This window comes from Caballeronia cordobensis (genome assembly GCF_001544575.2).
GTDB classification, from domain to species: Bacteria; Pseudomonadota; Gammaproteobacteria; order Burkholderiales; family Burkholderiaceae; genus Caballeronia; species Caballeronia cordobensis.
On record NZ_FCNY02000005.1, the window covers coordinates 230,031 to 254,441 of the forward strand.

A 24,411-nucleotide genomic window follows, 5' to 3' on the forward strand; every position below is an offset into this window, starting at 1 on the left:
TCCAAAGTTTTTGATGCCGCTAATCTGACTGCACGAATTGCCCACCGTGAAGCAGCCTCGTTTGGCGCGCTGAACCCGCTCATGTTGATGAGGATTTCTGATGAGTAGCCTTGCTCGCGCTTCCGAAGTGCGCCCCGTCAGCGCACCGCCACTTACTGCCATGCCAGCACCGATACTTCTCAAGGCCGTTGGAATCGGCAAGACCTTTGGCGCACACCGCGTTCTGGACAAGGTCAGTCTGGAAATGAGAAAAGGCGAAGTGGTGGCCATCATCGGACCGAGCGGTTCCGGGAAAAGCGCGTTTCTCCGCTGCATCAACCAGCTCGAAACGCCGACCGAAGGTGTTGTGTCGATCGGAGATGTCACGCTGTCCGCAGGCGCGTCACCGTCTCGGCGCGACCTGCTGGCGCTGCGACGGAAGATCGGGATGGTGTTTCAATCCTTCAATCTTTTCCCGCACTTGAGCGTTCTGCGCAACGTGAGTCTGGCGCAAGAACGCACGATGGGGCGAACGCAAAAAGAAGCCGATGAGCGGTCGATGGAGTTGCTGGCCCGGGTCGGGCTTGCACAGAAAGCGAATCAGTATCCTGCGCGTTGCTCAGGGGGCCAGCAGCAGCGCATCGCCATTGCAAGGGCTCTGGCGCTCGATCCGGAAGTCATGCTCTTCGACGAACCGACTTCGGCACTCGATCCCGAACTAGGCCTCGAAGTGCTGGCCGTCATGCAGGAACTGGCGGCATCGGGCATGACCATGATCGTCGTGACGCACGAGATGCACTTCGCCGAGCGCGTTTCCGATCGCGTTGTATTGATGGCGGATGGCCGCATTCTCGAAGAGGGACCGAGCGCCGACGTCATGCGCTTTCCGAAGACCGAGCGCGCCATCAAGTTCTTCCATGCCGTGAGGGATCGCTCATGAGCATCACCCTATCCGCGCTGCTCTCCGGTGTTCCGTGGACGATTGCAGTGACAAGCGTGTCGTTTGTCGTGGGCGCCGTGGCGGGTCTGCCGATCTGCGCGATGCGTGTCTCGAAGAACGTGATCGCGCGCAGTGTCGCTAACGTGTTCATCGTTGCATGTCGATCGATACCGCCGATCGTCTTGCTGTTCTTTATCTTCTTCGGAGTTGGAAACGGGTTTCTGGCGATGAGCGGCTTTACTGCTGCCGTAATCGGGCTCGGCCTGATCACGGCAGCGAATATGTCGGAGATTTATCGCGGTTCCTTGGCGGCGATCCATCCCGGGCAATTCGAAGCCAGCAGAGCGTTGAATCTTTCAAAGGCCCAGCAATTCAGGGATGTGATTCTGCCGCAGCTCGGACGTATTGCCCTTCCATCCGCCGGTACCTATCTGATCGGCCTTTTGAAGGACTCCGCGATCGCATCGACCATCGGCGTGGGTGAACTGGCCTTTCAGGCATACCACCTTTCGCAGGAGACCTTTCGCGGGCTGAGCATTTATGCCGAAACGGCACTGCTTTACATCTTGCTTAGCTTGCCGGTCGCTTATCTTGCCCGCCGTGCGGATGCTCACATGCGCTCGAAGGTTTCACGATGACTCATCTCCTCGAATTCTGGAAAGACTGGTTCCCCGCCCTCGCTGACGGCTTCGTTCTGTCGTTGAAAGTCACGGCTGTTTCGCTGATCGCTGGCATTCCGCTGGGCATGCTGCTCGCGTTGACCGTCCAGGCAAAGTCGCGCCTTGTTCGCTATACCGCGCTTTTCGTCGTCGAGGTCGGCCGCGGCACGCCGCTCCTGATTCTTCTCCAGTTCGTCTACTTCGGCATGCCGTCCGCCGGGATGACCTTCACCGCTTTCGTGGCTACGGTTATCGCTTTTACGTGCAATGCCGGGGCCTACACGAGCGAGATCATCCGCGCGGGATTCGATGCCGTCCCGTATGGCCAGAAAGAAGCTGCGGCCAGTATCGGGCTGACAAGTTGGGATGCGTTGCGCTTCATCGTCATTCCGCAAGGCCTGCAGGTTGCATTGCCGGCGCTACTCGGATTCTCGGTCCTCATGCTTCAGGGGACGTCGCTTTGCTTCACCATTTCACTTCCCGAGATCGTGAGTCAGGCGTCCAGCATCGGCTCAGACACATTCGAATACATGCCGATACTGACGCTGGCGGCCTTGTTCTTCGTATCGGTATGCGTTCCCGCCAGTTTTCTCGTGTCCTTTCTCGAAAGGAGACTGACCCGGCATACCGCCTGACTTAACGCTGTGTCGACGCATTACTTAGTTTCCATCAATCCCCGTAACTTCGGATACCGAAATGAAAGCACATTCGATTGGCAACCTGGGCATTTGCGCGGGCGTCATGTTCGCCCTTCTGTCGGGTAACGCGATTGCGGACGAGTGCAAGCCCGCTCACACGTTTTCGAGCGTCACGCCGGGCACACTCACCATCGTCGCGCACGAGTACATGCCTTTTTCAGGTAAATCGGGAGATGACGCAATCAAGGGAATCGACGGCGATATCATCAAGGCAATCGCCGCGAAAGAATGCCTGAAGCTGAACGTGAGCATTGTCGATGCCGCAGCGGTCATTCAATCGGTGTCGACCGGCAAGGCGGACTTCGGTATCGGTGACTGGCAGCGAACCGTGGCGCGTTCGAAAGTACTCGGCCTGAGTGGCCCGCTCTACACAGACCAAATGGGTGTGATCTCAGCGGACGGCGTGGACACCATCCCCGCGCTACAGGGCAAGAAAGTGGGCGTTGTCGCCGGCTCGTACTGGAACGCCGATCTCAAGAAATATCTCGGTAGTTCACTGACGATCTATCCCAACCCGGTTGCCTTGGCGCAAGATCTTTCAGCGAAACGTATCGATATCGGAATCGATAGCTACCTGACCGCAGCGTATAACCAGAAGACGGCGGGATATCGCGGATTCAAGGTGTTACCGATCAGGCCAGACGCAAGCGTGCCGGCGTCGCTCAGTCCTAGTCAGGCAGGGTTTCCCTATCAGAAGTCAAACGGCGCGCTTGGCGATGCCATCACCGCGGATATCGCGGAAATGCACAAGGCCGGTGACATTGCCAGAATCATCCAGTCCTACGACTTGCAACCTTCAGCGGCTGACGTAGGCGAGCCGCGGCTCGTGCAGTAATTCATAAGACGCCCAGGCTCTCATACACACCATAAAAGGCAATCGATCATGCGCTGGAAAAAGACTTTGCAACTGCTCGACGTTCATTGCGAGGGAGAGGTCGGAAAGGTCGTGTTATCCGGTATCTATGACATTCCGGGTGAAACGATGACGGCGAAGATGGACTACATCAACAAGGAGAACGATAGCCTGCGCCGCTTCGTCTGCCTGGAGCCGCGTGGCGCCGTCAATCAAACGGTGAACCTCATGGTCCCGCCGTGCGATCCGACAGCCGATGCCGGTTTTATCGTTTTGCAGGCCGACGAGGCGCATCCGATGTCAGGGGCCAACACGATGTGCGTCGCCACGGCCCTTCTCGAAACCGGGATGATCGAGATGCAGGAACCGCACACCCGGCTCCGGCTCGAAGCGCCTGCCGGAATCGTCACGGCTAATGTCGAATGCAAGGACGGCAAATGCGTTCGCGTGTCTCTGGACATGATTCCCGCCTTTGTGGAAGCGCTGGATCAGGTGGTCGATACAAGCGAATGGGGCAAGGTCAAGGTCGACATTGCCTTTGGCGGCGTGTTCTATGCCGTCGTGTTTGTCGAACAGCTCGGCTTCGAAATCAGGCCTGAGGACACGGATAAGCTGGTCCGGGCCGGGATGGCGATCAAGAAAGCGGCCAACGAGACGTTCAAGGTGCAGCATCCGGAGATTCCGTCGATCGACCATATTGCCTATGCGATCTTCGCGCAGCGAATGCCTGGCGGCGTCATTCGCACGTGCTGCACCCTTTGGCCGGGGCGAGTCGACAGATCGCCGTGCGGCACGGGAAGTTCAGCGATTCTCTCGGTATTACATGCGCGCAAGGAGCTCTCCGTAGGCGACGCTTTCACCACGCAGTCGATCATCGGGAGCGAGTTCCGCGTGCAATTGACGGGAGAGACGTCAGTGGGGACCAAGCCGGCCGTGTTGCCGAATGTATCCGGGCGTTGCTGGACCTATGGGATGAGTCAGCTTTCACTGGATCCGACCGATCCGTTCGCCGCCGGGTTCGCGCTCCCTGATGCATGGGGATCCGAAGCCATTCACATCAGTTGAGCACGCGAGAGACAGAGATGGCAGCGTCGTTCGACGCTGCCATCCCGCCGGCGCAAGATCCGTTACGCCGAGATCGGCGCCACTTCCTTCACGAGGTAATCGATCAGCGCGCGGGCCGCGGGACGTGAAGCACGGCCCGGCGGAAACACAGCGTGGACCTCGACCGATTCGAGTTGCCAGTCTTCCAGAACGCGGACGAGCCGTCCGTCCGCGATTTCATTGCGGCAACCCCAGAAACCGACCGTCAGGATGCCGAGACCCGCAACGGCAGCCGCCGTCGCACCCTCGTTGACCGAGGTCATGAAGCGGCCCTCGCCGCGAAACGTCACCTCGCGCCCGTCCTTCCTCAGCGTCCAGCCTAGTGACGCCGCGCTGGACGGTCCAATCACGAACGTATGCCGGCCAAGGTCCGCCGGTTCCAGCGGACGGCCCGCCTTCGCAAGATAGTCCGGCGAAGCAACGAGCAAGCGCGCAGAGCGTCCCAGCAGCCTCGATCGTGCGCTCGAATCCGGCAACGCACCGAAGCGGATCGCCACGTCGGCGCCTTCGGCAATCAGATCCTGGCGATCGTCCGACATCAGCAACTCGATGTGCAACGCCGGATGCAGTGCCATGAATCGTCCGATGCGCGGGATCACTTCGCGAATGCCGAAGCTCGTCGACAACGCCACGCGAAGATGGCCGCGCAGATCCGAACTGCCGCGCGCCACATGATCCGCTTCCTCCAGCGCCTCCAGAATCGCTTCGACGCGCGTCAGATAGTCGGCGCCCGCCTCGGTCAGTTTCACGGCCCGCGTGCTCCTGACGAAGAGCGCCGTGCCCACGTCCGCCTCCAGTTCGGCGATCTGCCTCGAGACGGACGGCTGGCTCAGGCCCACTTCGCGCCCCGCCCGGCTGAAACTCGATGTACGGGCGACGCGGACGAAAAGCCGCAGCGTCGATAGCTTGTCATTCATTTGCGTGACGAATAACTGATAGTCATTAGCGCATTCTACCCGGCTCCGGTCAAATGAATCATGATGACTTCACGCCAGCACCGGCGCGTCAACAAGGAGCGGGAACATGTCACTGCAAGCGAAACTGGATGCCTTCAAATCGCACTTCGAGAGCAAGGTTGCGCCGCCCGAAGTCGTCGAAATTTTTCACCGGACCACGGCCGAGCTGATTGCGAGCGGTCAGGCGGAGCGCTCGCTGAAGGCCGGCGATATCGCGCCCACCTTCACGCTCGCCACGGCCGAAGGCGAGCTCGTCTCATCGACGGACATGCTCGAACGCGGACCGCTGGTCGTCACGTTTTATCGCGGTGCCTGGTGTCCGTACTGCAACCTCGACCTGCAAGCCATCGAGGAAGTCGCGGCGGACATTCGCTCCCTCGGCGCCACGCTCGTCTCGGTTTCGATGCAGACGGCGGTCAACAGTCTGAAGTCGCAGCGCCAGAACAAGCTCAGCTATCCGATTCTGGTCGACGAAGGCGGCAAGACGGCCGACGCGTTCGGCATCCGCTTTCGGCTCCAGGACGAACTGATCGACGCCTACAAGGGATTCAAGGTCGATTTGCCGGACATCAACGGCGAGCCGAGCTGGACGCTGCCGATGCCGGCCCGCTACGTGATTGCGCCGGACGGCACGATCGCCTATGCCGAAGTCAGCCCGGATTACACGCAACGGCCCGACCCGAGCGAACTCGTTGCCGTGCTGCGGCGCCTGAAAGAGACCGTTTAAGACCCGCGCGATTGTCGCTGCCGCGGCGACAAAGAAACCACCGGCGGCGGCTTTATCGCCGTCGATGCGAAACCCATACTGGCCTGAACATCGCGCGAGCTCATAGCGGCCCGCGCGAGAGTCATTTCCCATCCCATCCGATCAGGAATCCAGGTCATGTCACCCAAGCCAGACCGCTTCGAAGACCGCCGCCGGATGAAGCACGCCGGAACGAAAGCGACATCATGAACATTTCCCGATTCTTTATCGACCGGCCGATTTTCGCGGCCGTGCTGTCCGTGGTCATTCTGCTCGCGGGGCTGATCGCGCTGACGAAACTGCCGACGGCGGAATATCCGGAAGTCGTGCCGCCGTCGGTGGTCGTGCGCGCGCAGTATCCCGGCGCCAATCCGAAGGTGATTGCGGAAACGGTCGCCTCGCCGATCGAGGAACAGATCAACGGCGTCGAGAACATGCTGTACATGCAGTCGCAGGCGAACAGCGACGGCAACATGACGACCACGGTCACGTTCAAGCTCGGCACCGATCCCGACAAGGCGCAGCAGCTCGTGCAGAACCGCGTATCGCAGGCGCTGCCGCGCCTGCCGGAAGACGTGCAGCGGCTTGGCGTGACGACGGTGAAATCGTCGCCCACGCTGACCATGGGCGTGAATCTCCTGTCGCCGAACGATCGCTACGATCTCACGTATCTGCGCAACTATGCGCTCATCAACATCAAGGACCGCTTCGCGCAGGTGCCGGGCGTCGGCGAAGTCGTGCTATGGGGCTCGGGCGACTATTCGATGCGCGTGTGGCTCGACCCGACCAAGGTGGCGCGCCAGAACCTCACCGCCACCGATATCGTGAAGGCAATCCGCGAGCAGAACGTGCAGGTCGCGGCGGGCATCGTCGGCGGCGCGCCGATGACGACCAGCGTGCCGCTGCAACTGAGCGTGAACGCGCAGGGACGCCTCAAGACCGAGGAGGAGTTTCGCCGCATCATCCTGAAGACCTCGGCCGATGGCGCGGTGACGCATCTCGGCGATGTCGCGCGCGTCGAGCTGGGTGCGTCGGAATACGCGCTGCGCGCCGGCATCGACGGCAAGAAGGCCGTGCAGATCATCCTGTTCCAGCAGCCCAACGCGAACTCGCTGCAGATCTCCGACGACATCCGCAAGCTTACCGCCGAGATGCAGAAGGACATGCCCGACGGCGTGAAGGCGGAGATCGTCTACGACCCGACGCAGTTCGTGCGCGAGAGTATCGACGCCGTGGTGCACACGCTGTTCGAAGCGATCATTCTCGTCGTGCTGGTCGTGATCGTGTTCCTGCAAACATGGCGCGCGTCGCTCATTCCGCTGCTGGCGGTGCCGGTGTCGATCGTCGGCACGTTTTCGCTGATGCTCGCGTTCGGCTTCACGATCAACGCGCTTTCGCTGTTCGGCATGGTGCTCGCAATCGGTATCGTGGTGGACGATGCGATCGTGGTGGTCGAGAACGTCGAGCGCAACATCGCGGCGGGGCTTTCGCCGCTCGAAGCGTCCTATGAAGCGATGCGCGAGGTGAGCGGACCGATCATCGCGATTGCGCTGACGCTCGTCGCCGTGTTCGTTCCGCTCGCGTTCATGTCGGGGCTCACGGGTCAGTTCTACAAGCAGTTCGCGATGACCATCGCCATCTCGACCGTGATCTCCGCGTTCAACTCGCTCACGCTGTCGCCGGCGCTGTCCGCGCTCTTGCTCAAGGATCACCACGCGCCGAAAGACTGGCTCACGCGCGCGATGGACCGCATCCTCGGGCCGTTCTTCAGGCTTTTCAACAAGGTCTTCCAGCGCGGCTCGGAAGGCTATGGCAAAGGGGTCGGCGGCATCATCAACCGCAAGCTCGCGATGATGATCGTCTATGCCGTGCTGCTCGGCGGAACCGTTCTGCTCGGCAAGCTCGTGCCCGGCGGCTTCGTGCCCGCGCAGGACAAGGATTACTTCGTCAGCATCCTCCAGTTGCCGGCGGGCGCGTCGCTCGACCGGACCGAGAAGGTGGTGAACCAGATGGGCGAGATCGCGCGCCGGCAGCCGGGCGTCCTGCACACGCCGGAGTTTCCAGGCCTGTCCGTGACCGGTCTGATGAACTCGTCGAGCAGCGGTCTGGTGTTCTCGGTCGCGAAGCCTTCGAAGGAGCGCGGCAAGGGCGAAACGGGCGCGGATATCGTCGCCGGCTTGAACCAGCAGTACGGCCGGATCAAGGATGCCGCCATCGCCACTTTTCCGCCGCCTCCGGTGCAGGGGCTCGGCACCATCGGCGGCTTCAAGCTTCAGATCGAAGATCGCGGCGCGCTCGGCTACGAGGCGCTCAACCGGGCCGTGCAGGCCTTTCTCGCGGCGGCGGCGAAAGCGCCCGAACTCGGGCCGTCGTTCTCCAGCTATCAGATCAACGTGCCGCAACTGAACGTGGAACTCGACCGCGAGAAGGCGAAACAGCTCGGCGTCTCCGTCACCGACGTATTCGACACGATGCAGATCTATCTCGGCTCGCTCTACGTGAACGACTTCAACAAGTTCGGCCGCGTCTATCAAGTGCGCGCCCAGGCGGATGCGCCGTTTCGCGCCAACGCCGACAGCATTCTGCAACTGAAGACGCGCAACGAACGCGGCGAGATGGTGCCGCTCTCCTCGCTCGTGAAGGTGACGCCGACCTACGGCCCGGAGATGGTCCTGCGCTACAACGGCTTTCTCGCCGCCGACATCAACGGCGGTCCCGCGCCGGGCTACTCGTCGGGTCAGGCGATGGCGGCAGTCGAGCGCATTGCGAAGGAAACGCTTCCGCGCGGCATCAGGTTCGAATGGACCGATCTCACGTATCAGCAGATCCTGACGGGCAACACGGCCTTCTGGGTCTTTCCGATCAGCGTGTTGCTCGTGTTCCTCGTGCTTGCCGCGATGTACGAAAGCGTCACGCTGCCGCTCGCGATCCTGCTGATCGTGCCGATGAGCATTCTGTCCGCGCTCGCCGGCGTATGGCTCACGCGCGGCGACAACAACATCTTCACGCAGATCGGCCTGATGGTGCTGGTCGGCCTCTCGGCGAAGAATGCGATTCTCATCGTGGAATTCGCGCGCGAACTGGAGATGCAGGGACGCTCCATCGTGCAGGCGGCCATCGAGGCATCGCGGCTGCGTCTGCGGCCTATCCTGATGACGTCGATCGCTTTCATCATGGGGGTCGTGCCGCTCGTGATCTCGACCGGCGCGGGTTCGGAGATGCGGCGCGCGATGGGTATCGCCGTGTTCTTCGGCATGCTCGGCGTGACGTTCTTCGGCCTCATGCTGACGCCCGTGTTCTACGTGATCCTGCGCAAGCTCTCCGGCGCGAAGCCTTTGCGCGACCGGCATGGCCGTCATCCGCACATTCACGGGCCGGACGATGCGCCGCTTGCCCCCGCGCCGTCCGCGGCTTCCGCTACCCCTGCCCGAACCGCCGAAGCCAGCCGCGAACCCGCTTTGCAGGATTGATTACGTGTGAATCACTCGCGCTGCAGCGTCTCGGCCAGATGATTGACGACAGCGCGTGTTTTCGCCGCCATTTTCTGGCCCAGCGAGATGATCGCGTGCACGGGCGGGCCGTCGACATCGGCTTCGGGCAAGACGTGCACGAGCCTGCCCGCGCGTACATGCGGCAGCGCGACGCGATCGAAGATTTGCGCGATGCCGAAACCCGCGACCGCCGCTTCGACGAGCGCCTGACCGTCCGCGAGCACGAGCACCGGCGGCGGCGCGAACGCTTTCGTCGATGCGCCCTCGCGCAGGGTCCAGGGCCGCAGACGTCCCATCGGTCCGCGGAAGATGACGGCATCGTGCTCGCTCAGTTCGTCGAGGTCCGCGGGCGTGCCCTTGCGCTCGAGATACTCGGGCGATGCATAGAGACCCTGCCGCAGGTCGCAGAGCTTGCGCACGGTCAGTTCGCTGTCCGCGGGCAGCGCGCCAATGCGCACCACGATGTCCCAGCCCTCGCCGATCGGGTCCGACATGCGATCCGTGAGCGCCACTTCGAGCGTCACCTTCGGGTGCCTCGCGCGCAGGTCGAGAAAGCTCGGCAGCAGCAGACGGCCAAAGCCGGCGGGCACGTCGATCTTCACGCGTCCGACCGGTTCCGAGCGCCGCGCGGCGAGTTGCTGCTCGGCTTCGCGCAGACCGTCCAGGGCCTCGCGCGCGGCTTGCAGATAGGTTTCGCCGTCTTCGGTGAGACGCACGGCGCGCGTCGTGCGCTGAAAGAGGCGCGTGCCGAGCCTCGCTTCCAGCCGCTGCACGGCTTTGCCGACGTTGGATTTGCTGTTGCCCATTTCCTCGGCGGCGCGCGTGAAACTGCCGGTCTGCGCGACCGCCACGAAGACGGCAATCTCGTTGATCGGTGCGTCCGCGCGCTCGTTCATTTCACGCTCCTTTCGCTGGCTTTTGCTGGCTTTTTGCTTGAAGACGTTGCCCGAAGACCGGGCGACCTCGCACTGTAGCAGTTGACCGCTCGGATACGGCAAGGCGCCATTCGCGGCGCGCGATTGTCTCCTCGCGAGCGACGGTGCGGCGCCCGTTGCGCCGTTTATCGCGGCGTCGAATCTCGCGATACTGCATTCCAACGGGACGGCAACAAGCAACGCCGATGACCCTGCAACCCATCCTTATCCGAGATACGCGAGACCTGTCATGAAACTCTATATTGCCCAAGCCACTTGTTCTCTTGCCGTGCAAGCCGTCTTCAACGAACTGGGTCTTGCGCCCGAACTCGTGCATTTCGACGTATTCGGCAAGACCACGTCCGATCAGTCGGATTTCGCCGAAGTGAACGAACTGCTCTACGTGCCCGCGCTGCAACTGGACGGTGAAGCCGAGCCGCTCACGGAAACGATCACCATCGTGTCGTACATTGCGGATCGACATCCGGAGTCGGGCCTGATTCCGCGGCACGGCACACTCGAACGCGTGCGCATGGACCAGCTTCTGACTTTCGTCGCGACGGAAATCGCACAGAAGCACATTCCGCTGATGCGCAAGCTGATGACACCCGAAGGCATCGCGTTCCATAGCAACAAGTTGCTCAAGGCTTACGGCAAGCTCGATGCCATGCTTGCGGATGGTCGCTCGTATCTCACGGGCGAGCGCTTCACCGTCGTCGATGCATATGTTTGGGCAACCATGTGGCACGAGCGCTCGGGCGTCAAGCTCGATCATCTGGGCGACCTGGCGGCGTATATCGAGCGCATCGAGGCGCGTGCTTCGGTCAGGAAGGCGTTGCGCGATGAAGCGGAGATCGTCGCGCAACACAAGCAGACGCACTGAGGTCTCCAATAGCGCAGGCGCCTTGCGGAGCACGCGCTGCTCCGCAAGAACGCTCTTTTTTTGCCGAGGTTCGGCGGCGTACAGTTCTAACCTTACAAAAACATAACAATGCATTCACATCACCTCAGCGCATGCAGCAATCCACGATCGCCTTAAACCACCCGGCATCGCGACCTGGCCGAACATCGCATTGATGGTTTAAAGGCATCGAGTATTTCTGGCTGGCATGCGGCCTCTTTCACCCGTGTGCCATGGAGCCGGTCAGATGCTGCAAACCCACTTCTTCGATTCTGCTACGAACCAGCCGGACAGCCCCGCGTTATGGGTCGATGGGCATCTCTACAGCTACGGCGAAATCGGAACACGGGCCCGTCGCGTGTCCGCGGGACTGGCGGCGTTTGCACGAAACGGCGACACGAGCCGATGCTTGCTGTTCGCCCATCGCAGCGTCGACGCTTATGCCGGGATTCTGGGCATTCTCGATGCCGGTATGGCCTATGTGCCGCTCAACCCGAAGATGCCGGCTGCGCGAATCGCAGCCATCATCCGGCAATCCGGCGCGCCGTTGATGCTGGTCGACCGGGCTTGCGCCGCGTCGCTCGATGAAGTGCTGTCCTTGCTCGACGAATGTCCTCGCGTCTTTCTGCTCGACGCGGACGCGGACGATTCGCAGGCACTGCCAACCGCGCCGCATGTGCAGAATCGGGGCGCGGCGCAGGACGTCGCCTATGTTCTTTTTACCTCGGGCTCGACGGGCGAGCCGAAGGGCGTGCCGATCACGCATGCGAACGCCGATGCCTACGTGAAGGGCCAATTGCAACTGATCGATAACGTGCGCGATGCGCGTTACATGCAGCTATGCGAGCTGAGCTTCGATCCCTCCGTGCATGACATGTTCGTCTGCTGGGCGAACGGCGGCTGCCTGTATGTGCCTGCAAACGTCGATCCCGTCGATAACGCGCGCTTCATCCAGACTCACCGGATTACACATTGGAGCAGCGTGCCATCGGTAGCCGGCATCATGCAGCAAATGCGCAAGCTGCCACCGGGCGCATTCCCGAGCATTCGCGTGTCGATGTTCGGCGGCGAGCCCTTGCCTCGCTCGCTGGCACAGGCCTGGATGCGCGCCACGCCGAATAGCCGGCTCCTGCATATGTACGGGCCGACTGAAGCGACCATCGCCAGCACGTGCTTCGAAGTCACCCCCGAATTTCTGGACGATCCGCGGCACACGGTCATTCCGTTGGGCCAGGCGTTGCCCGGCGTGGAACTCCTCATCGTGGATGCCGAGCTCGAACCCGTCGCCGCGGGCCAGACGGGCGAATTGCTGATTGGCGGCCCGCAGCTCGCCTATGGCTATCTGTCGGCTGACGAACCCGGCAATAGCCGGTTCATTGCAATGACTTATCCGGGAAAGTCCGCGCATCGCTGGTATCGATCTTCCGACGCCGCGCGCGAAACGACGCCACACGGCATCGTGTTTCAGGGACGTCTCGATACGCAGGTAAAAATCCACGGCAACCGGCTCGAACTGGAGGAAGTCGAACATGTCGTGCAAGCGTCCAGCCGGGCTGCATCGTGCGCGGTCATTCCCTGGCCGCTCGATGAAGTCGGCCGGGCAACGGGTCTCGTCGCGTTCGTGACGAATCCGGCGGTCGAAAGCGCGCTCGTTCTGCGCGCATGCCGGCAGCGCCTGCCCGTCTATGCGATGCCGCAACGCATCGTGGTGATCGATGCGTTCCCGCTTACGGTGAATGGCAAAATCGACAGAAAAGCACTCGCGAGACAATGCGCACGCGACGATGTCACCGCATGACGCCAACGCGTGTTCACTCGCATTGCGCGGCGATTTCCAGCAGGATCGCAATGAATTCGTTCATCGCTTGTGAAGTCGCTTCGTCCTTGCGCGTAATGACGCTGTAGTTCGACAGCGTCCGCCGTATCGGCAAGTCGAGATAACCTAGAAGGCCATGCTTGACGTACTTGTCCATCGCTGCCTTGGGTTGCAGCGAGATCATGTCGGTGGCCTGCAGCAATTCCAGCGTCGAAAAGATCGAGGGCGTTTCCACGATACCCACCGGCGCGACCATCCCTGCCGCCGCGAACGTCTCTTCGAACAACTGCCGCATGGCGGTGCCCTGAGGATACAAGATCCAGGGCCACTCGCCCACATCCGCGATTTCCATGCGCTGCTGCTTCAGCAATGGATGATGCTGCCCGACGACCGCACGCGCCGGCTCCGCCAATAGCTCGACGACATGGAAAAGCGCTTGATGCCGCGGCTCGGTCGGCCGCCCGATCATGACATCGAGTCGCCTTTCCTCGAGCCATATCGCAAGCTGATCGCTGCTTTGCTCGACCAGCTTGATGATGAGTCTCGGGCGGCGGCGCTGAATCTCCTTGATGGACGCCGTGACGAGTTGCGCGGCGGAAGCCGGAATGAAGCCGACCGTGAGATGACCATAGCCGCCGTTTTTCAGCGTTGAAAACTCGCCCGAGAACTTGCCCAGATTGGACAGCGTCGTGCTGGCGTAGCGCACCGACAGTGCACCGAGATCGGTTGGCCGCATCTCGCGCGGCAGTCGTTCGAAAAGCGGCGCACCGAACATCGCCTCCAGGTCGCTCAGGATTTTCGTGGCGGCCGGCTGCGTGATGTGCATGTGCTCGGCCGCGACACGGAGATTGCGTGTGCGGCCAAGCAGTTCGAGCAACTGCAGATGCCTGAAGCGCAACTTCGTCAGTATCTGCGTGGCGGAAGCATTGGAGTCTTGCGACATAGGGTAAACACAGGCGGGCTGATAACCGGATGGAATTGATTTTACCGATTTAGCGATTGGACGCTTATCGGACGTGCAATGGACAATTCGTGATTCCCCTCACCAGACGCGAAACCGATGAACACACGAACTCGATATCCCGCCGCCGAACTGCAAGACTTCGCACAGCGCCTGCTGATCAAGGCAGGCATGGAGGACGTGAAAGCGCTCGCAGTCGCGCGTACGCTCGTGGATGGCGACCTGATGGGTCACGATACGCACGGGCTCGCTTTGCTGCCGGGCTATGTCGGTGAACTCGAACGCGGCGCAATGACCCGCTCCGGTGAACCCGAGGTCATATCGGATCGTGGCGCGAGTCTGCTATGGGATGGCCGGCGTCTTCCCGGCCCGTGGCTGGTGCTGCGCGGCATCGAAACGCTGGCGCCGAGAGCCAGAGAGTATGGCAGCGCGACTTTGGTGATTCGGCGCAGTCATCATATCGCCTGCCTGGCCAGCTATCTCGAGAAGGCGACGGCCGACGGCTTCATGATCGTGCTCAGCAGTTCCGATCCGGCCGTACAAAGCGTTGCGCCTCACGGCGGCACACGGTCCGTGTTCACGCCGAACCCGATCGCGGCCGGTATTCCCACCTCGGGCACGCCGTTTCTGATCGACATCTCCGCATCGACCGTAACCAACGGCATGACCGCCCGTCAGCATAAAGCGGGGCAACTCTTCGACGAAGCATGCTTTCTCGATGCGGATGGGCACCCGAGCCGCGATCCCGCCGTGCTCTCCGCCAATCCGCCGGGTTCCATCCTGCCGGTCGGCGGCATGCAATGGGGACACAAGGGCTTCGGGCTGGCGTTGCTCATCGAAGCGATGACGGGAGGTCTCGCGGGACACGGGCGCGCAGATCCCGCCGATGGCTGGGGCGCTACCGTGTTCCTGTCACTCTACGATCCGGCGGCTTTCGGTGGTCCCGCCGCGTTTGCACGTCAGATGGACTGGATCGGCGATGCATGCCGGGAGAACCCGCCGCGCCCTGGAACATCGAGTGTGCGCATGCCGGGCGATCGCGGACTGAGCCTCAAGCGCGACCAGTTGCGCGAAGGCGTTGCGCTGCACCCGACGATCGCACCGGCACTCGAAGCCTGCGCGCAGCGCTATGAAATCCCGCTTCCGAACGCCCTGCCCGAATGAAAAAAAGCGAAGCGAGAGCGTAAAGCTCTCGCTTACCGTTACGGCTTTTTGCTTTTATGCGTTGTCATCGAGCGCGGCCGGGGGAATCGGTCCGCGCACGAGCAACCAGTAGCCGATCACGGCGACAGCGGCGACGCCCGCGCCGACGAACAGCGCAGGCTGAAACGAGCTCGACCGCTGCACGATGAAGCCCGTGACCACCGGCGCCAGCGCGCCCCCGAAGTAGCCTCCGAAGTTCTGCATCGCGCCGATCGACGCGGTGCAATTGGCGGGCGCCGCAACCGACGCCGTCGCCCAGGCCGCGCTGCTCGACACGTACAGCAGCAGCATCGAGATCGAGATGAACACGACCGCCAGCACCGCGCTGTGCGTGAGGCCCGTCAGGACCGTGAACACCGCGACGCCGCACAGCGAGGCCGCCATCGGATACTTCCGGCTGTTGACCGCCGACACGCCGCGTCGCGCGAGGATGTCGCAAATCTTCCCGCCAGACAGACTGCCCACCACGCCGAAGAGATAGGGCACCGCCGCGACCCATCCGGACTTGGCAATGGTCAGGTGAAATTCCATCTGCAGGTAAGTCGGCAGCCACGCGTTGTACAGCCACAAGACGTAGATCGTGCCGAAAAATCCCAGCAGCATGCCCCACGTGGTGCCGAACTCGAACAGACGCTTCCACTCACGCCACGTCGGACGGCTCTGGACTTCCCCATCGACGTCGGACAGATAGGCACGCTCGCGCTGGGTCAGATCGACCTGATTCGGATTACGGTGGACGAGGTAGAAGCAGAGCGCCACGACGAGCCCGGCAATACCCATGATGCCGAACATCCAGCGCCATCCCACCGTCAACATGATGACGGTCAGCAGAGGCGCCGATATCGCGGTGCCGAGCGTGGACGAACTATTCCAGATCCCGGTCGCCGCGCCGCGCTCCTTCTTGCCGAACCAGTCGCGAACGACTTTGGCGCTCGTCGGAAACTGCGGCGCCTCCCCGATTCCCAGCACCATGCGCGCGGCGAAGAACTGGCTGAAACTGGTGACGACCCCGCCGAACGCTTGCGCGACCGACCACATCGCAAGGCTCACGGCGAGCATGACGCGCGCGCCGAAGCGGTCGACCAGCGCACCCGCAGGCAATTGCGCGAACGCATAGGCCCATAGAAACGCCGAAAGCAACAAGCCCATTTCAGCGACCGAAAGCCCGAGATCCTGGCGGATCAGCGGATTGGCAATGGAGAGCGTTGCACGGTCAATGTAGTTGATGACCCCGCTCAAAAGGAGCAGCGCCAGCGCGGTACGCTGAATGCGCCGTACTCTTGGCGAGGCCTGATCGTTGGAAGCGATGCTGTGAGCACCGCTCGCGTCCGACTCCGGCACACGCGGCACCGTCGAGGATGGGTCCATGGGTAAGTCTCCTGGATATATTGTTCTTGGCGAGGCCGATTTTTGTTTCGATCCGAACGCGCGCATTGCGCCATTGGACTGACGCACGATATGTCCGCATCCGTCGGAAATCCAATCAAAATTCCTCGCGGAGCAATTCCATTTACTTATCGCGACATAGGGGCAAACCCGAGCGCCGCCATGGACAACCAGACTGACGAGAGCCTCCGATCAGTAGTCCCAAAGCACGGGCACGAAACGGAAGTGATCGCCGTCCTTCGCAATATGCCCAATAGATGGGAACGCGACATGCGCCGCGGCCAGCATGGCGCCCGTTTCGGCCGCTTCATTGAGCAGGGCCACGCGTACGCTCACAGCCTTTTCAGGATCGTGCTCGAAGCCGTTTTGCCATGCGGGGTTCTCGAAGCCGACTTCGAAGATGGCGTCGCCCACGAAGGTCAGCTTCTCGCCGTTCGATGCGACGTCCACGACGCAGTGTCCCGGCGTATGCCCGCCCGTCACGCGCGCGGAGACGCCCGCCGCAACTTCCACGGTCTGATCGAACTGCACGATGTTTTCGCTGTAAAGCGCCACGAACTTTTCCGCAGCCTTGCGAAGCGCGGGCGGAACGGCTTCCGGCATCACCGTCTTGCTGAAGTCCGGATTCTTCCAGAACGCCACTTCTGCCGCCGCGACATGAATACGCACGTCAGGGCGCAGCTTGCGCCTCACGCCATCCACGTTCAGTCCGCCGACGTGATCCATGTGCATGTGCGTAATCACGATATCGGTGATCGCCGACAGGTCGATGCCCGCCGATTCGAGCCGCGTCATCGACTGGCCGGCGCGCGTGAAATAGTCGAAACCGTCGCCCACGCCCGAGTCGATCAGGATCAGGCGATCGCCCCTCTTCACGAGCGCGATATTCAGCGCCCAGTCGAACATGTCGCGTTGCAGGAATCGGCCGTCGAACCATTCGTTGCGGTCCGCTTCGCTCACGTTAGTGGACATCGTCGAGGTCGGCAGCGGCAGAATGCCATCGCTGATCAGCACGACGTCGATGTCACCGATCTTCACGGCATAGCGGGACGGCACGAGTTCGCCCGCCCCCTCTTTGCCGATGCGGGCGGTCACTGGCTGCACATTGCGGGTTATTTTAGCCATCGCTGATAGTCCTCTGATATTAAATTAGTATGACGAAGTGAATCTCGGAAATCCGTCGCACGATGGCGGGTTTTGCGCGCTTCGGCTGGCGCGCTTATCCCACCGAACGTGTGATGAATTTTAGTCAGACGGACGAATACCGGTAGCGTCGCGAAAGCGTTCAGCGAGTTGACCGAAGGGCAACAATCGATCTGGGGCGGGCGTGTCGCTGATCTGCCGTGGAGCGGCGCACGATCCGCAGCGCGCCGGGTTCAGCAGAATCAGGAAAGCGATGGCCGGAAGGCGGCCATCGAATGGAGAAAAGGCTGGAAGCGGACGCTCAGAACCAGTGGTTCATACCGAACGAGATACCCGTCTGCTTTTCATGCAAAGACGGATTCAACGTCGCATTGGTCGCGTAGCCGCCCGTGAAATGCGTGTAATCGATATCCGCGTACAGCAGCGTGCGTTTCGACAGCGAATACGTGACGCCCAGAATCGACACGTCCTTTCTGCCGCTCACGCCGCTGGTCGTGTTCTTGTTGTCGTAGTAGGCGGCGGTCACGTTGAAGAACGGCGTCGCGTGATAGCGCACGCCGCCCCACATGTACTGATTGCGCGTCTTTCCGGCCATCGTGGACGGAACGGCTTGCATCATGAGCGAATAGCCGCCCATGACTTCGACGGGGCCGAACGTCACGCCGCCGCCCGCCGTGTATTGATCGTTGCCGAAATACGCGCTCGATGTCGACGGAACCGGCGTCGAGCGGCGCGTATAGCCCGCGCCGACATTGAAGCGCTGCGTGTGGTAATTGAAACCGCCTGCGATCATCGAACCGCTGGCGAGACTGCCCGGCACGCCGCCCGGCGCGTAGTCCGCGCGCGCCGTCCACGGACCGAAGTCGCCGTGATAGTAGATCGCGTTGTCGTCCCGTCCGCTCGTGCCGCCCGAGATCGCCGCCGCTTCGGTAACGGAAAGATAGTCGAGATCGAACGGCTCGAACTCCTTGATCAGCCTGTGCTGCAACGTGAACTGATGGCCGATATCGACCCGTCCGAACGCCCCGCCGACACCGATCGTCGAATTACGCTGGAACATCTGATTGGTCGTGCTGCTGTTCGCGCCGGTCGAGAGAACGTAGCCCGCCTCCAGGTTGAAGCGAACGTAGTATCCGCCGCCCAGATCCTCCGTGCCGACAAAGCCCCAGCGGTTCGATTTGTACATCCCGTTCGAGGCCATCGTCAGTGCCGCGCCGCCTGCCTTGGTGCCGTTCACCAGATTGCGCAGACCGCCGTCCAGCGAGCCGTACAACGTAACGCTGTTTTGTCCGTACGCGGCGCCGCTCGACAGCCCAACCAACGTCAATGCGGTCAGCGACCGTCTCATTCCACTTCTCACCATTTCTCCTCCAGTTGACATCGTTCAATGTGTGCATCGAGGATCGGCGGTGTCATCGCCCTCCTCGTTTGGTCGTCGATTCGGCATGCTAATCGATGCATATCGCATGATTCACTCACTTCACTTCGAGGCTCAATGCCGTGTAGGCGTGGCCGCGGCGGATGGCGTCGCCGATGGCTGCGGCGACGAGCACAGCAACGTGTGCAGCACGACGAGCGTGAGGCCGCCCGAGATCACCGGCTGCTGAAGCACGAGCTGGAGCATCAGCGGCATCGCGTGCATGACGTCCGGCGAGACGAAGAGTCCGCCAAGGCCGATCAGAAAAGAGAGTCCCGTCGCGATCAGCTTGCGGTCATCCCACTCGACCTTCGCCAGAATATGCACACCGTGCATGAAGACGACGCCGAACAGCAAGGTCGCGGCAGCCGAGATCACGGGAATCGGCACGACGACGAGCAGCATGTCGAACTTGACGCAGCCGCCGAGCACGATCAGGAAGATGCCCGCCGTCAGCGTCACGAAACGCGACCCGACGCGCGTCGCGCGCAGAATGCCGATGTTGTCTGGGTACGCGATCGTGCTGAAGCCGCCCAGCGTCGCCGCGACGACCGAACCGAGCGCGACACCGAACAGTCCCTCGGACATGCGGCCCGGCGTGAGCGTTTCGCCGCCCCAGTCCGCAACCGTCTGGTACAGCGCCATCGAGCCCATCCCGGCGGGAATCAGCACGAGCAGAAACACGGCGACGAAGTCGGGACGCACGCCGAAACCGAACGGAAAGACGCGCGGCAAAACGACGAGCGGCGCGGCGGCCACCGCGGCGAACGAAATCGGCTGGAACAGCGTGTAGGCGAGCGTGCCGAGCGCAAGGCCGAGGAGGATGGAGACGCGGCGGGTCCAGCGGCCGCCCCACAGCATCGCGAACACGATGCCGCATACCGCCACGCCGCCCGCGAACAGGTTCACGCCCGGAAAACCGGGACTCGCGCGGTTGCCGATCCACGTCGGCAGCGCGACGCTGGCGATCTGCACCATGATCAGCATCACGATCATCCCGGAGATGATCGGCACGCGCAGATGACGCGCGAACAGGCCCGCGACGCTGCGCCCGCGAATCGGCACCGTGAGCAGACACCAGATCAGCGACGCGGCGAAGAACGAGCCGAAGGCAGTGCCGAGCCCGCCTGCCTGCATGTGCCCGACGGTCAAGAGCGCGCCGAAGCTGCCTGCATACGGCCCCTGCGCAATCGGCAATCGCAGCAGACACACCGACTGCAGAATCGTGATGATCCCGCACGCGATGAACGTCATGCCATAGAGATACGCGATCTGCGCATCGGGCAGATGAAACGCGCGGCCGAGAATGCCGGGAAACACGAACATGCCCGTCATGCCGAACACGTTCTGCACGCCCAGCACGGCGAGTTGCGAAAGCGGCAGGCGTTCGTTGATGCCGACATCGAAGACGCGCGCGCTGACCGCGCTCTGGCTCGAGACGCCTGGCTTCGACATATCTGAACTCGGGGTCGTTTGCATTGGATTGAGGCGAATCAGTCGTCGAGCGGAACGCCCTTGGTTTCGGGACCGAGCCAGATCGACACCATTCCGACGACGAACAGCAGCGAGACCGCCGCCGACGCCGCCGGGAACGAGCCGAACTTCGCGACCACCACATTGCCGGCAAGCGGTCCGATGCTGGTCAGCGCGCGCGCCATGTTCCAGCAGAAGCCCTGGCCGGTCGCGCGAACGCGCGTCGGAAAAAGCTCGGGCAAATAGGCGGCGAAGGTGCCGAACGCGCCGATCACGAAGTAGCCGTACAGAGGCATCAGCCACAGCACGCCGCCGATGTCGTGCACCGTCATGAACAGCACGAGCGAAATGGCGAGCGAACCGACCGAAAAGATGAAGTACGACATCCGCCGCCCGAGCGCGTCGAGCATCCAGATGAGCGTGAGATAGCCGAGCGTGGCGCCGATCATCATCAGGATGAAGGCGTAGCTCACCGTCGAGCCGACGTCGCGCTGACCCGACGCCGCCGCCGACAACTGATGAATCCAGCTCGGAAGAAACGTGAGTCCGCCCCAGCAGCCCAGCATCGCCGCCGACGCGACGAGCACGCCCACGATCGTCTTGCGGCGCAGGCCCGGCGCGAAGATCGCGGCGAAGGTCCGCATGGCTGGTTCGGCGTCCACGCTTGCCCGCACCTTGACCCAGCGCTGCGGCTCCGGCACGAAGAACCGGATGAGAATCGTGACGAGCGCGGGCGCCGCGCCCATGCCGAGCACCCAGCGCCAGCCCAGGCTGCCGAGCAGCAGATTGTCGAGCGCCGCGGCGAGAAATCCGAACGCGAAGGCCATCTGCATGATCTGCATGGCGCGGGCGCGATACCGCTCCGGCCACGACTCAGCGACGAGCGCGGCGCCGGCCGCCCATTCCCCGCCAATGCCGAAGCCGGCCATGGCCTGCGCGGCCGCGAGCTGCGTCCAGGTCTGCGCGAAGGCGCTCAGCAGCGTGAACGTGGCATAGATCAGGATGGTCCACGCCATGACGCGCGAGCGGCCGAGCCGGTCGGCGGCCACGCCGAACAACACGCCGCCGATGCCCCACGTCAGCAGCTTGCCGGCGATGATGTAACTGCCGATCTTGCTGATCTGCGCGGCGTCCGTGGTGTGCATCAGCTGGCTCACGCTCGGCACGAGTACGAGCGTGAAGAGATTCAGGTCCATCGAATCGAACATCCAGCCGAGGAACGCGGAAATCAGCGTCAGCCACTGATAGCGCGATAGCCGGAATGTCGGCGCCGCGGCCGATGCCGCCACACGCTCGCCAACCTCCTGCGAAGTGTCCATCCCTGCTGTCTCCTGGTCTTCTATCGTTTTAACGACCGGACGCACATGGTGCGGCCTTTTCGGCACACAGCGATGCGTTGCCCGGAGTATATGCCGTAATACAATGTGATTGCAATACGGAATATTGTCGGCGCGATTGATATCGCCTTGAATGGCCGAAAGCTGCGCGAAGGGAGAAAAACCGGGGGAAGACGAGACAGCCGCCCCGATGCGCGGCGCACATCGGGGCGGGCAGAAGAGTGAATCAGTTGATGTCTGCGAGGACTTCGACGGCGAGACGCTCGGCTTGCTGGACATGCCGCTTGCAGGCCGCGGCGGCCTGATCGGCGTCGTTGCGCATGACCGCGTCGACGATCGCCGATATCTCGTTGTAACTCTCGGCGAGGCGGCCTTCCTGCGAAAGCGTCGTGGCGCGCAGCATCATCACGCGCGTGTGCACGAGGCGAAGCATTTCGGTCAGCACCGGATTGCCCGCGCCTTCGAGAATCACGTCGTAAAACTTGGCTTTCTGTTTGAGAAACAACAGGATGCCGTCGTCGGACGTCATGTTCCGCAGGGCGGCGAGTTCCTTCAGCGCCTGCATCAGCGCGACGCGCTGATCGTTCGACGCCCGCTCCGTGAACTGATGCCCGGCCAGCGCCTCCAGCGCGGCGCGCACTTCATATAGCCCCTTCGCTTCGTTCTTCGTGATGACGGCGACGATCGGGCCTTTGTGCGGAATCGTCTGCACCAGCCCTTCGGCCACCAGCTGGCTCAGCGCCTCGCGAATCAGCGTGCGGCTCACGCCCAGCATTTCGCAGAGTTCACGCTCGATAAGCCGGTCGCCCGGCTTGAACGTCATGTCGCTGATGCAGGAGCGCAACCCTTCGATGACCTGCTGCCGCAACGTGGCCGCCGGTCGCACAACTTGCCTGTTCGTACCCACTCCGTCCTTGACCGACGTTGGCGTATCTGACATTCGAGCACCCTCTCTTATTCAAAGGTCGTAATACAATCATATTGACACGGCCTCGGCGCGTGTTCATACTGTCTGCGATTATACAATCGTACAACCGTCCAAACCACTGCACCCAAGAGGTTTTCATGCAAGACATCACGTCATCTGAACGCAGGGCTATCGGGGCAACGATCCGCAAGGAAGTGCTCGGCACGGCGCACACTCAGCGCAACGCCGAGCCTCACTTGTTCGACGCCGTGTTTCTGGAATTCACCGAGGATTTCTGCTGGGGCAACGTCTGGAACCGCCCCGGCCTCACGCGCTCGACGCGCAGCATGCTGAACCTCGCGATGCTCGCCTCGCTCGGCCGCTGGCACGAATTCGAAGTGCATACGCGCGGCGCGGTGAACAACGGCGTGACCGAAGAGGAAATCGCCGAAGTGCTGCTGCAGGCAGGCGTGTACGCGGGCATTCCGGTCGCGGCGGAAGCGCTGCGCCGCGCGAAGGCGGTCATTCTGGAACTCAGGGCAAAGGCCGCCTGAGCGGCGCCGGGCATGTCCCGCGCCGGTGGCTCGCGGGCCAGCGCCCGCGCGTCGTTGCCGTTTCGCGCGTTCGATCGTCGGGCGCGCACGTCTTCCCCGCTTTCCCCGCACATGTCATGTCACAGTTAAGTTACTGCGAAATTCCAGCCGGCCGTATCGCGTACTCGCGGCGCGGGACGGGCCGACCGCTGGTGCTGCTTCATCCGATTGGCGTCGATCGAAGCTGGTGGGACGAATATCTCGAAACCTGGGCCGCGTCGTATGACGTGCTCGCCATCGACATGCGCGGTCACGGCGACTCGAGCGCGGTCACCTCGACGATCACGCTCGCCGATCATGCCGCCGACGTCGCCGCCGTGCTGCACAAGGAGCGCATCGCCGGCGCCACGCTGATCGGCGTTTCGATGGGCGGCATGGTCGCTCAGCGCGTGGCGATCCAGTTCCCCGATCTCGTCGGCGCGATGATTCTCTGCGCGACGGCCGGCGGTTTCCCCGACGACGTTCGTCCGCGCATTCGAGCGCGCGGCGACACGAGCCGTGAGGGCGCGATGTCGGAAGTCATCGACGACACCCTCGCGCGCTGGTTCGCGACGGACACGCCGCGCCCCGATCTCGTCGCGAAATGCCGCGCGCGCCTCGCTGCCGACGACTGGTTCAGCTGGAGCGCAAACTGGGAAGCGATTTCCCGCCTCGACAATCTCGCCGAGTTGCGCGACGTGGGCACGCCCGCGCTCGTCGTGGCCGGCGACGCCGACGCGAGCATTCCGCCGGCGGTATCGCAAAAAATCGCCGACGCGCTGCCCGCAGGCCGCTTCGCCGTGATCCCGGGCGCGGCGCATTTCGGCGCGTTCGACATGCGCGAGGCCTTTGCGCCCGTGTTCGACGGGTTCCTGACGGACATCGCGCAGTAAGACCGAGCCGCGCGGCTCAGTATCAACTCAATAAGTGGAGCGACGCCCGCCTGGGGCGGCCGC

21 protein-coding genes are annotated in these 24,411 nt (G+C 62.4%); 12 read left to right on the forward strand and 9 right to left on the reverse strand.

The window, feature by feature from the left end; all coding sequences use genetic code 11:
* Positions 1-100 precede the first annotated feature (100 nt).
* The 5 genes from AWB70_RS11825 to AWB70_RS11845 all read left to right on the forward strand — a co-directional run bounded on the left by AWB70_RS11825 (position 101) and on the right by AWB70_RS11845 (position 4,194).
* Entirely contained in the window at positions 101-919 is an 819-nt protein-coding gene (locus AWB70_RS11825) for an amino acid ABC transporter ATP-binding protein (protein WP_053570128.1), read from the forward strand.
* Complete coding sequence (locus AWB70_RS11830; RefSeq protein ID WP_053570127.1) at positions 916-1,557, forward strand: amino acid ABC transporter permease; 642 nt, start codon at positions 916-918, stop codon at positions 1,555-1,557. Before AWB70_RS11825 ends, AWB70_RS11830 begins: the two co-directional genes overlap by 4 nt.
* The gene (locus AWB70_RS11835) at positions 1,554-2,213 is read left to right on the forward strand and encodes an amino acid ABC transporter permease (RefSeq protein ID WP_053570126.1); all 660 of its coding nucleotides are present in this window, start codon (positions 1,554-1,556) and stop codon (positions 2,211-2,213) included. The genes AWB70_RS11830 and AWB70_RS11835 overlap by 4 nt, the downstream gene beginning before the upstream one ends.
* Positions 2,214-2,274: 61 nt before the next feature.
* Positions 2,275-3,111 carry a substrate-binding periplasmic protein gene (locus AWB70_RS11840; protein WP_053570125.1) on the forward strand — a complete coding sequence of 279 codons (837 nt, stop codon included), beginning with the start codon at positions 2,275-2,277 and terminating at the stop codon, positions 3,109-3,111.
* 48 nt (positions 3,112-3,159) lie between these two features.
* A complete protein-coding gene (locus AWB70_RS11845) occupies positions 3,160-4,194 on the forward strand; it encodes a proline racemase family protein (RefSeq protein ID WP_053570124.1) in 1,035 nt (344 codons plus the stop codon).
* A gap of 62 nt (positions 4,195-4,256) precedes the next feature.
* On the opposite strand, the gene AWB70_RS11850 is transcribed toward AWB70_RS11845, so the two are convergent.
* Complete coding sequence (locus AWB70_RS11850) at positions 4,257-5,150, reverse strand: LysR family transcriptional regulator (RefSeq protein ID WP_053570123.1); 894 nt, start codon at positions 5,148-5,150, stop codon at positions 4,257-4,259.
* A 106-nt stretch (positions 5,151-5,256) separates the two neighbouring features.
* Between AWB70_RS11850 and AWB70_RS11855 the strand changes: the two genes are divergently transcribed.
* Both AWB70_RS11855 and AWB70_RS11860 read left to right on the forward strand, forming a co-directional pair.
* A complete protein-coding gene (locus AWB70_RS11855) occupies positions 5,257-5,916 on the forward strand; it encodes a peroxiredoxin-like family protein (RefSeq protein ID WP_053570122.1) in 660 nt (219 codons plus the stop codon).
* Between the two features lie 224 nt (positions 5,917-6,140).
* Positions 6,141-9,404, forward strand: a complete 3,264-nt coding sequence (locus AWB70_RS11860) for an efflux RND transporter permease subunit (RefSeq protein ID WP_053570121.1) — start codon at positions 6,141-6,143, stop codon at positions 9,402-9,404.
* A gap of 11 nt (positions 9,405-9,415) precedes the next feature.
* Here AWB70_RS11860 and AWB70_RS11865 read toward each other — a convergent pair whose 3' ends face one another.
* On the reverse strand, positions 9,416-10,321 hold the full coding sequence (locus AWB70_RS11865) for a LysR family transcriptional regulator (protein ID WP_053570120.1): 906 nt from the start codon (positions 10,319-10,321) through the stop codon (positions 9,416-9,418).
* Between the two features lie 268 nt (positions 10,322-10,589).
* Between AWB70_RS11865 and AWB70_RS11870 the strand changes: the two genes are divergently transcribed.
* Both AWB70_RS11870 and AWB70_RS11875 read left to right on the forward strand, forming a co-directional pair.
* Positions 10,590-11,222 (forward strand): glutathione S-transferase family protein, encoded by a 633-nt coding sequence (locus AWB70_RS11870; protein ID WP_053570119.1) that lies wholly within the window; start codon positions 10,590-10,592, stop codon positions 11,220-11,222.
* 265 nt (positions 11,223-11,487) lie between these two features.
* Positions 11,488-13,038, forward strand: a complete 1,551-nt coding sequence (locus tag AWB70_RS11875; RefSeq protein WP_053570118.1) for an amino acid adenylation domain-containing protein — start codon at positions 11,488-11,490, stop codon at positions 13,036-13,038.
* A 13-nt stretch (positions 13,039-13,051) separates the two neighbouring features.
* Here the strand turns inward: AWB70_RS11875 and AWB70_RS11880 are convergent, their stop codons facing one another.
* Positions 13,052-13,999 (reverse strand): LysR family transcriptional regulator, encoded by a 948-nt coding sequence (locus AWB70_RS11880; protein ID WP_045457610.1) that lies wholly within the window; start codon positions 13,997-13,999, stop codon positions 13,052-13,054.
* A gap of 117 nt (positions 14,000-14,116) precedes the next feature.
* Between AWB70_RS11880 and AWB70_RS11885 the strand changes: the two genes are divergently transcribed.
* Positions 14,117-15,181: an Ldh family oxidoreductase gene (locus AWB70_RS11885; protein WP_053570117.1), complete on the forward strand. Its 1,065-nt coding sequence runs from the start codon at positions 14,117-14,119 to the stop codon at positions 15,179-15,181.
* A 54-nt stretch (positions 15,182-15,235) separates the two neighbouring features.
* Here AWB70_RS11885 and AWB70_RS11890 read toward each other — a convergent pair whose 3' ends face one another.
* The 6 genes from AWB70_RS11890 to AWB70_RS11915 all read right to left on the reverse strand — a co-directional run bounded on the left by AWB70_RS11890 (position 15,236) and on the right by AWB70_RS11915 (position 22,916).
* Positions 15,236-16,588 carry an MFS transporter gene (locus tag AWB70_RS11890; RefSeq protein WP_014193114.1) on the reverse strand — a complete coding sequence of 451 codons (1,353 nt, stop codon included), beginning with the start codon at positions 16,586-16,588 and terminating at the stop codon, positions 15,236-15,238.
* A 210-nt stretch (positions 16,589-16,798) separates the two neighbouring features.
* Positions 16,799-17,731 (reverse strand): MBL fold metallo-hydrolase, encoded by a 933-nt coding sequence (locus AWB70_RS11895; protein ID WP_053570116.1) that lies wholly within the window; start codon positions 17,729-17,731, stop codon positions 16,799-16,801.
* A gap of 319 nt (positions 17,732-18,050) precedes the next feature.
* A complete protein-coding gene (locus tag AWB70_RS11900) occupies positions 18,051-19,097 on the reverse strand; it encodes a porin (protein ID WP_143281631.1) in 1,047 nt (348 codons plus the stop codon).
* Positions 19,098-19,241: 144 nt separating this feature from the next.
* Positions 19,242-20,621, reverse strand: a complete 1,380-nt coding sequence (locus tag AWB70_RS11905) for a uracil-xanthine permease family protein (protein ID WP_053570115.1) — start codon at positions 20,619-20,621, stop codon at positions 19,242-19,244.
* Positions 20,622-20,659: 38 nt separating this feature from the next.
* Positions 20,660-21,958, reverse strand: a complete 1,299-nt coding sequence (locus AWB70_RS11910; protein ID WP_053570114.1) for an MFS transporter — start codon at positions 21,956-21,958, stop codon at positions 20,660-20,662.
* A 244-nt stretch (positions 21,959-22,202) separates the two neighbouring features.
* Entirely contained in the window at positions 22,203-22,916 is a 714-nt protein-coding gene (locus AWB70_RS11915) for a GntR family transcriptional regulator (protein WP_014193109.1), read from the reverse strand.
* Positions 22,917-23,041: 125 nt separating this feature from the next.
* Here AWB70_RS11915 and AWB70_RS11920 point away from each other — a divergent pair, with 125 nt between their 5' ends.
* Complete coding sequence (locus AWB70_RS11920; protein ID WP_041732523.1) at positions 23,042-23,437, forward strand: carboxymuconolactone decarboxylase family protein; 396 nt, start codon at positions 23,042-23,044, stop codon at positions 23,435-23,437.
* A gap of 116 nt (positions 23,438-23,553) precedes the next feature.
* A complete protein-coding gene (locus AWB70_RS11925) occupies positions 23,554-24,348 on the forward strand; it encodes an alpha/beta fold hydrolase (RefSeq protein WP_053570113.1) in 795 nt (264 codons plus the stop codon).
* Positions 24,349-24,411 lie beyond the last annotated feature (63 nt).

Coding starts and splice junctions, on each gene's coding strand:
- AWB70_RS11825 (WP_053570128.1), top strand. CDS start 101: ATGAGTAGCCTTGCTCGCGCTTCCGAAGTGCGCCCCGTCAGCGCACCG.
- AWB70_RS11830 (WP_053570127.1), top strand. CDS start 916: ATGAGCATCACCCTATCCGCGCTGCTCTCCGGTGTTCCGTGGACGATT.
- AWB70_RS11835 (WP_053570126.1), top strand. CDS start 1,554: ATGACTCATCTCCTCGAATTCTGGAAAGACTGGTTCCCCGCCCTCGCT.
- AWB70_RS11840 (WP_053570125.1), top strand. CDS start 2,275: ATGAAAGCACATTCGATTGGCAACCTGGGCATTTGCGCGGGCGTCATG.
- AWB70_RS11845 (WP_053570124.1), top strand. CDS start 3,160: ATGCGCTGGAAAAAGACTTTGCAACTGCTCGACGTTCATTGCGAGGGA.
- AWB70_RS11850 (WP_053570123.1), bottom strand. CDS start 5,150: ATGAATGACAAGCTATCGACGCTGCGGCTTTTCGTCCGCGTCGCCCGT.
- AWB70_RS11855 (WP_053570122.1), top strand. CDS start 5,257: ATGTCACTGCAAGCGAAACTGGATGCCTTCAAATCGCACTTCGAGAGC.
- AWB70_RS11860 (WP_053570121.1), top strand. CDS start 6,141: ATGAACATTTCCCGATTCTTTATCGACCGGCCGATTTTCGCGGCCGTG.
- AWB70_RS11865 (WP_053570120.1), bottom strand. CDS start 10,321: ATGAACGAGCGCGCGGACGCACCGATCAACGAGATTGCCGTCTTCGTG.
- AWB70_RS11870 (WP_053570119.1), top strand. CDS start 10,590: ATGAAACTCTATATTGCCCAAGCCACTTGTTCTCTTGCCGTGCAAGCC.
- AWB70_RS11875 (WP_053570118.1), top strand. CDS start 11,488: ATGCTGCAAACCCACTTCTTCGATTCTGCTACGAACCAGCCGGACAGC.
- AWB70_RS11880 (WP_045457610.1), bottom strand. CDS start 13,999: ATGTCGCAAGACTCCAATGCTTCCGCCACGCAGATACTGACGAAGTTG.
- AWB70_RS11885 (WP_053570117.1), top strand. CDS start 14,117: ATGAACACACGAACTCGATATCCCGCCGCCGAACTGCAAGACTTCGCA.
- AWB70_RS11890 (WP_014193114.1), bottom strand. CDS start 16,588: ATGGACCCATCCTCGACGGTGCCGCGTGTGCCGGAGTCGGACGCGAGC.
- AWB70_RS11895 (WP_053570116.1), bottom strand. CDS start 17,731: ATGGCTAAAATAACCCGCAATGTGCAGCCAGTGACCGCCCGCATCGGC.
- AWB70_RS11900 (WP_143281631.1), bottom strand. CDS start 19,097: ATGAGACGGTCGCTGACCGCATTGACGTTGGTTGGGCTGTCGAGCGGC.
- AWB70_RS11905 (WP_053570115.1), bottom strand. CDS start 20,621: ATGTCGAAGCCAGGCGTCTCGAGCCAGAGCGCGGTCAGCGCGCGCGTC.
- AWB70_RS11910 (WP_053570114.1), bottom strand. CDS start 21,958: ATGGACACTTCGCAGGAGGTTGGCGAGCGTGTGGCGGCATCGGCCGCG.
- AWB70_RS11915 (WP_014193109.1), bottom strand. CDS start 22,916: ATGTCAGATACGCCAACGTCGGTCAAGGACGGAGTGGGTACGAACAGG.
- AWB70_RS11920 (WP_041732523.1), top strand. CDS start 23,042: ATGCAAGACATCACGTCATCTGAACGCAGGGCTATCGGGGCAACGATC.
- AWB70_RS11925 (WP_053570113.1), top strand. CDS start 23,554: ATGTCACAGTTAAGTTACTGCGAAATTCCAGCCGGCCGTATCGCGTAC.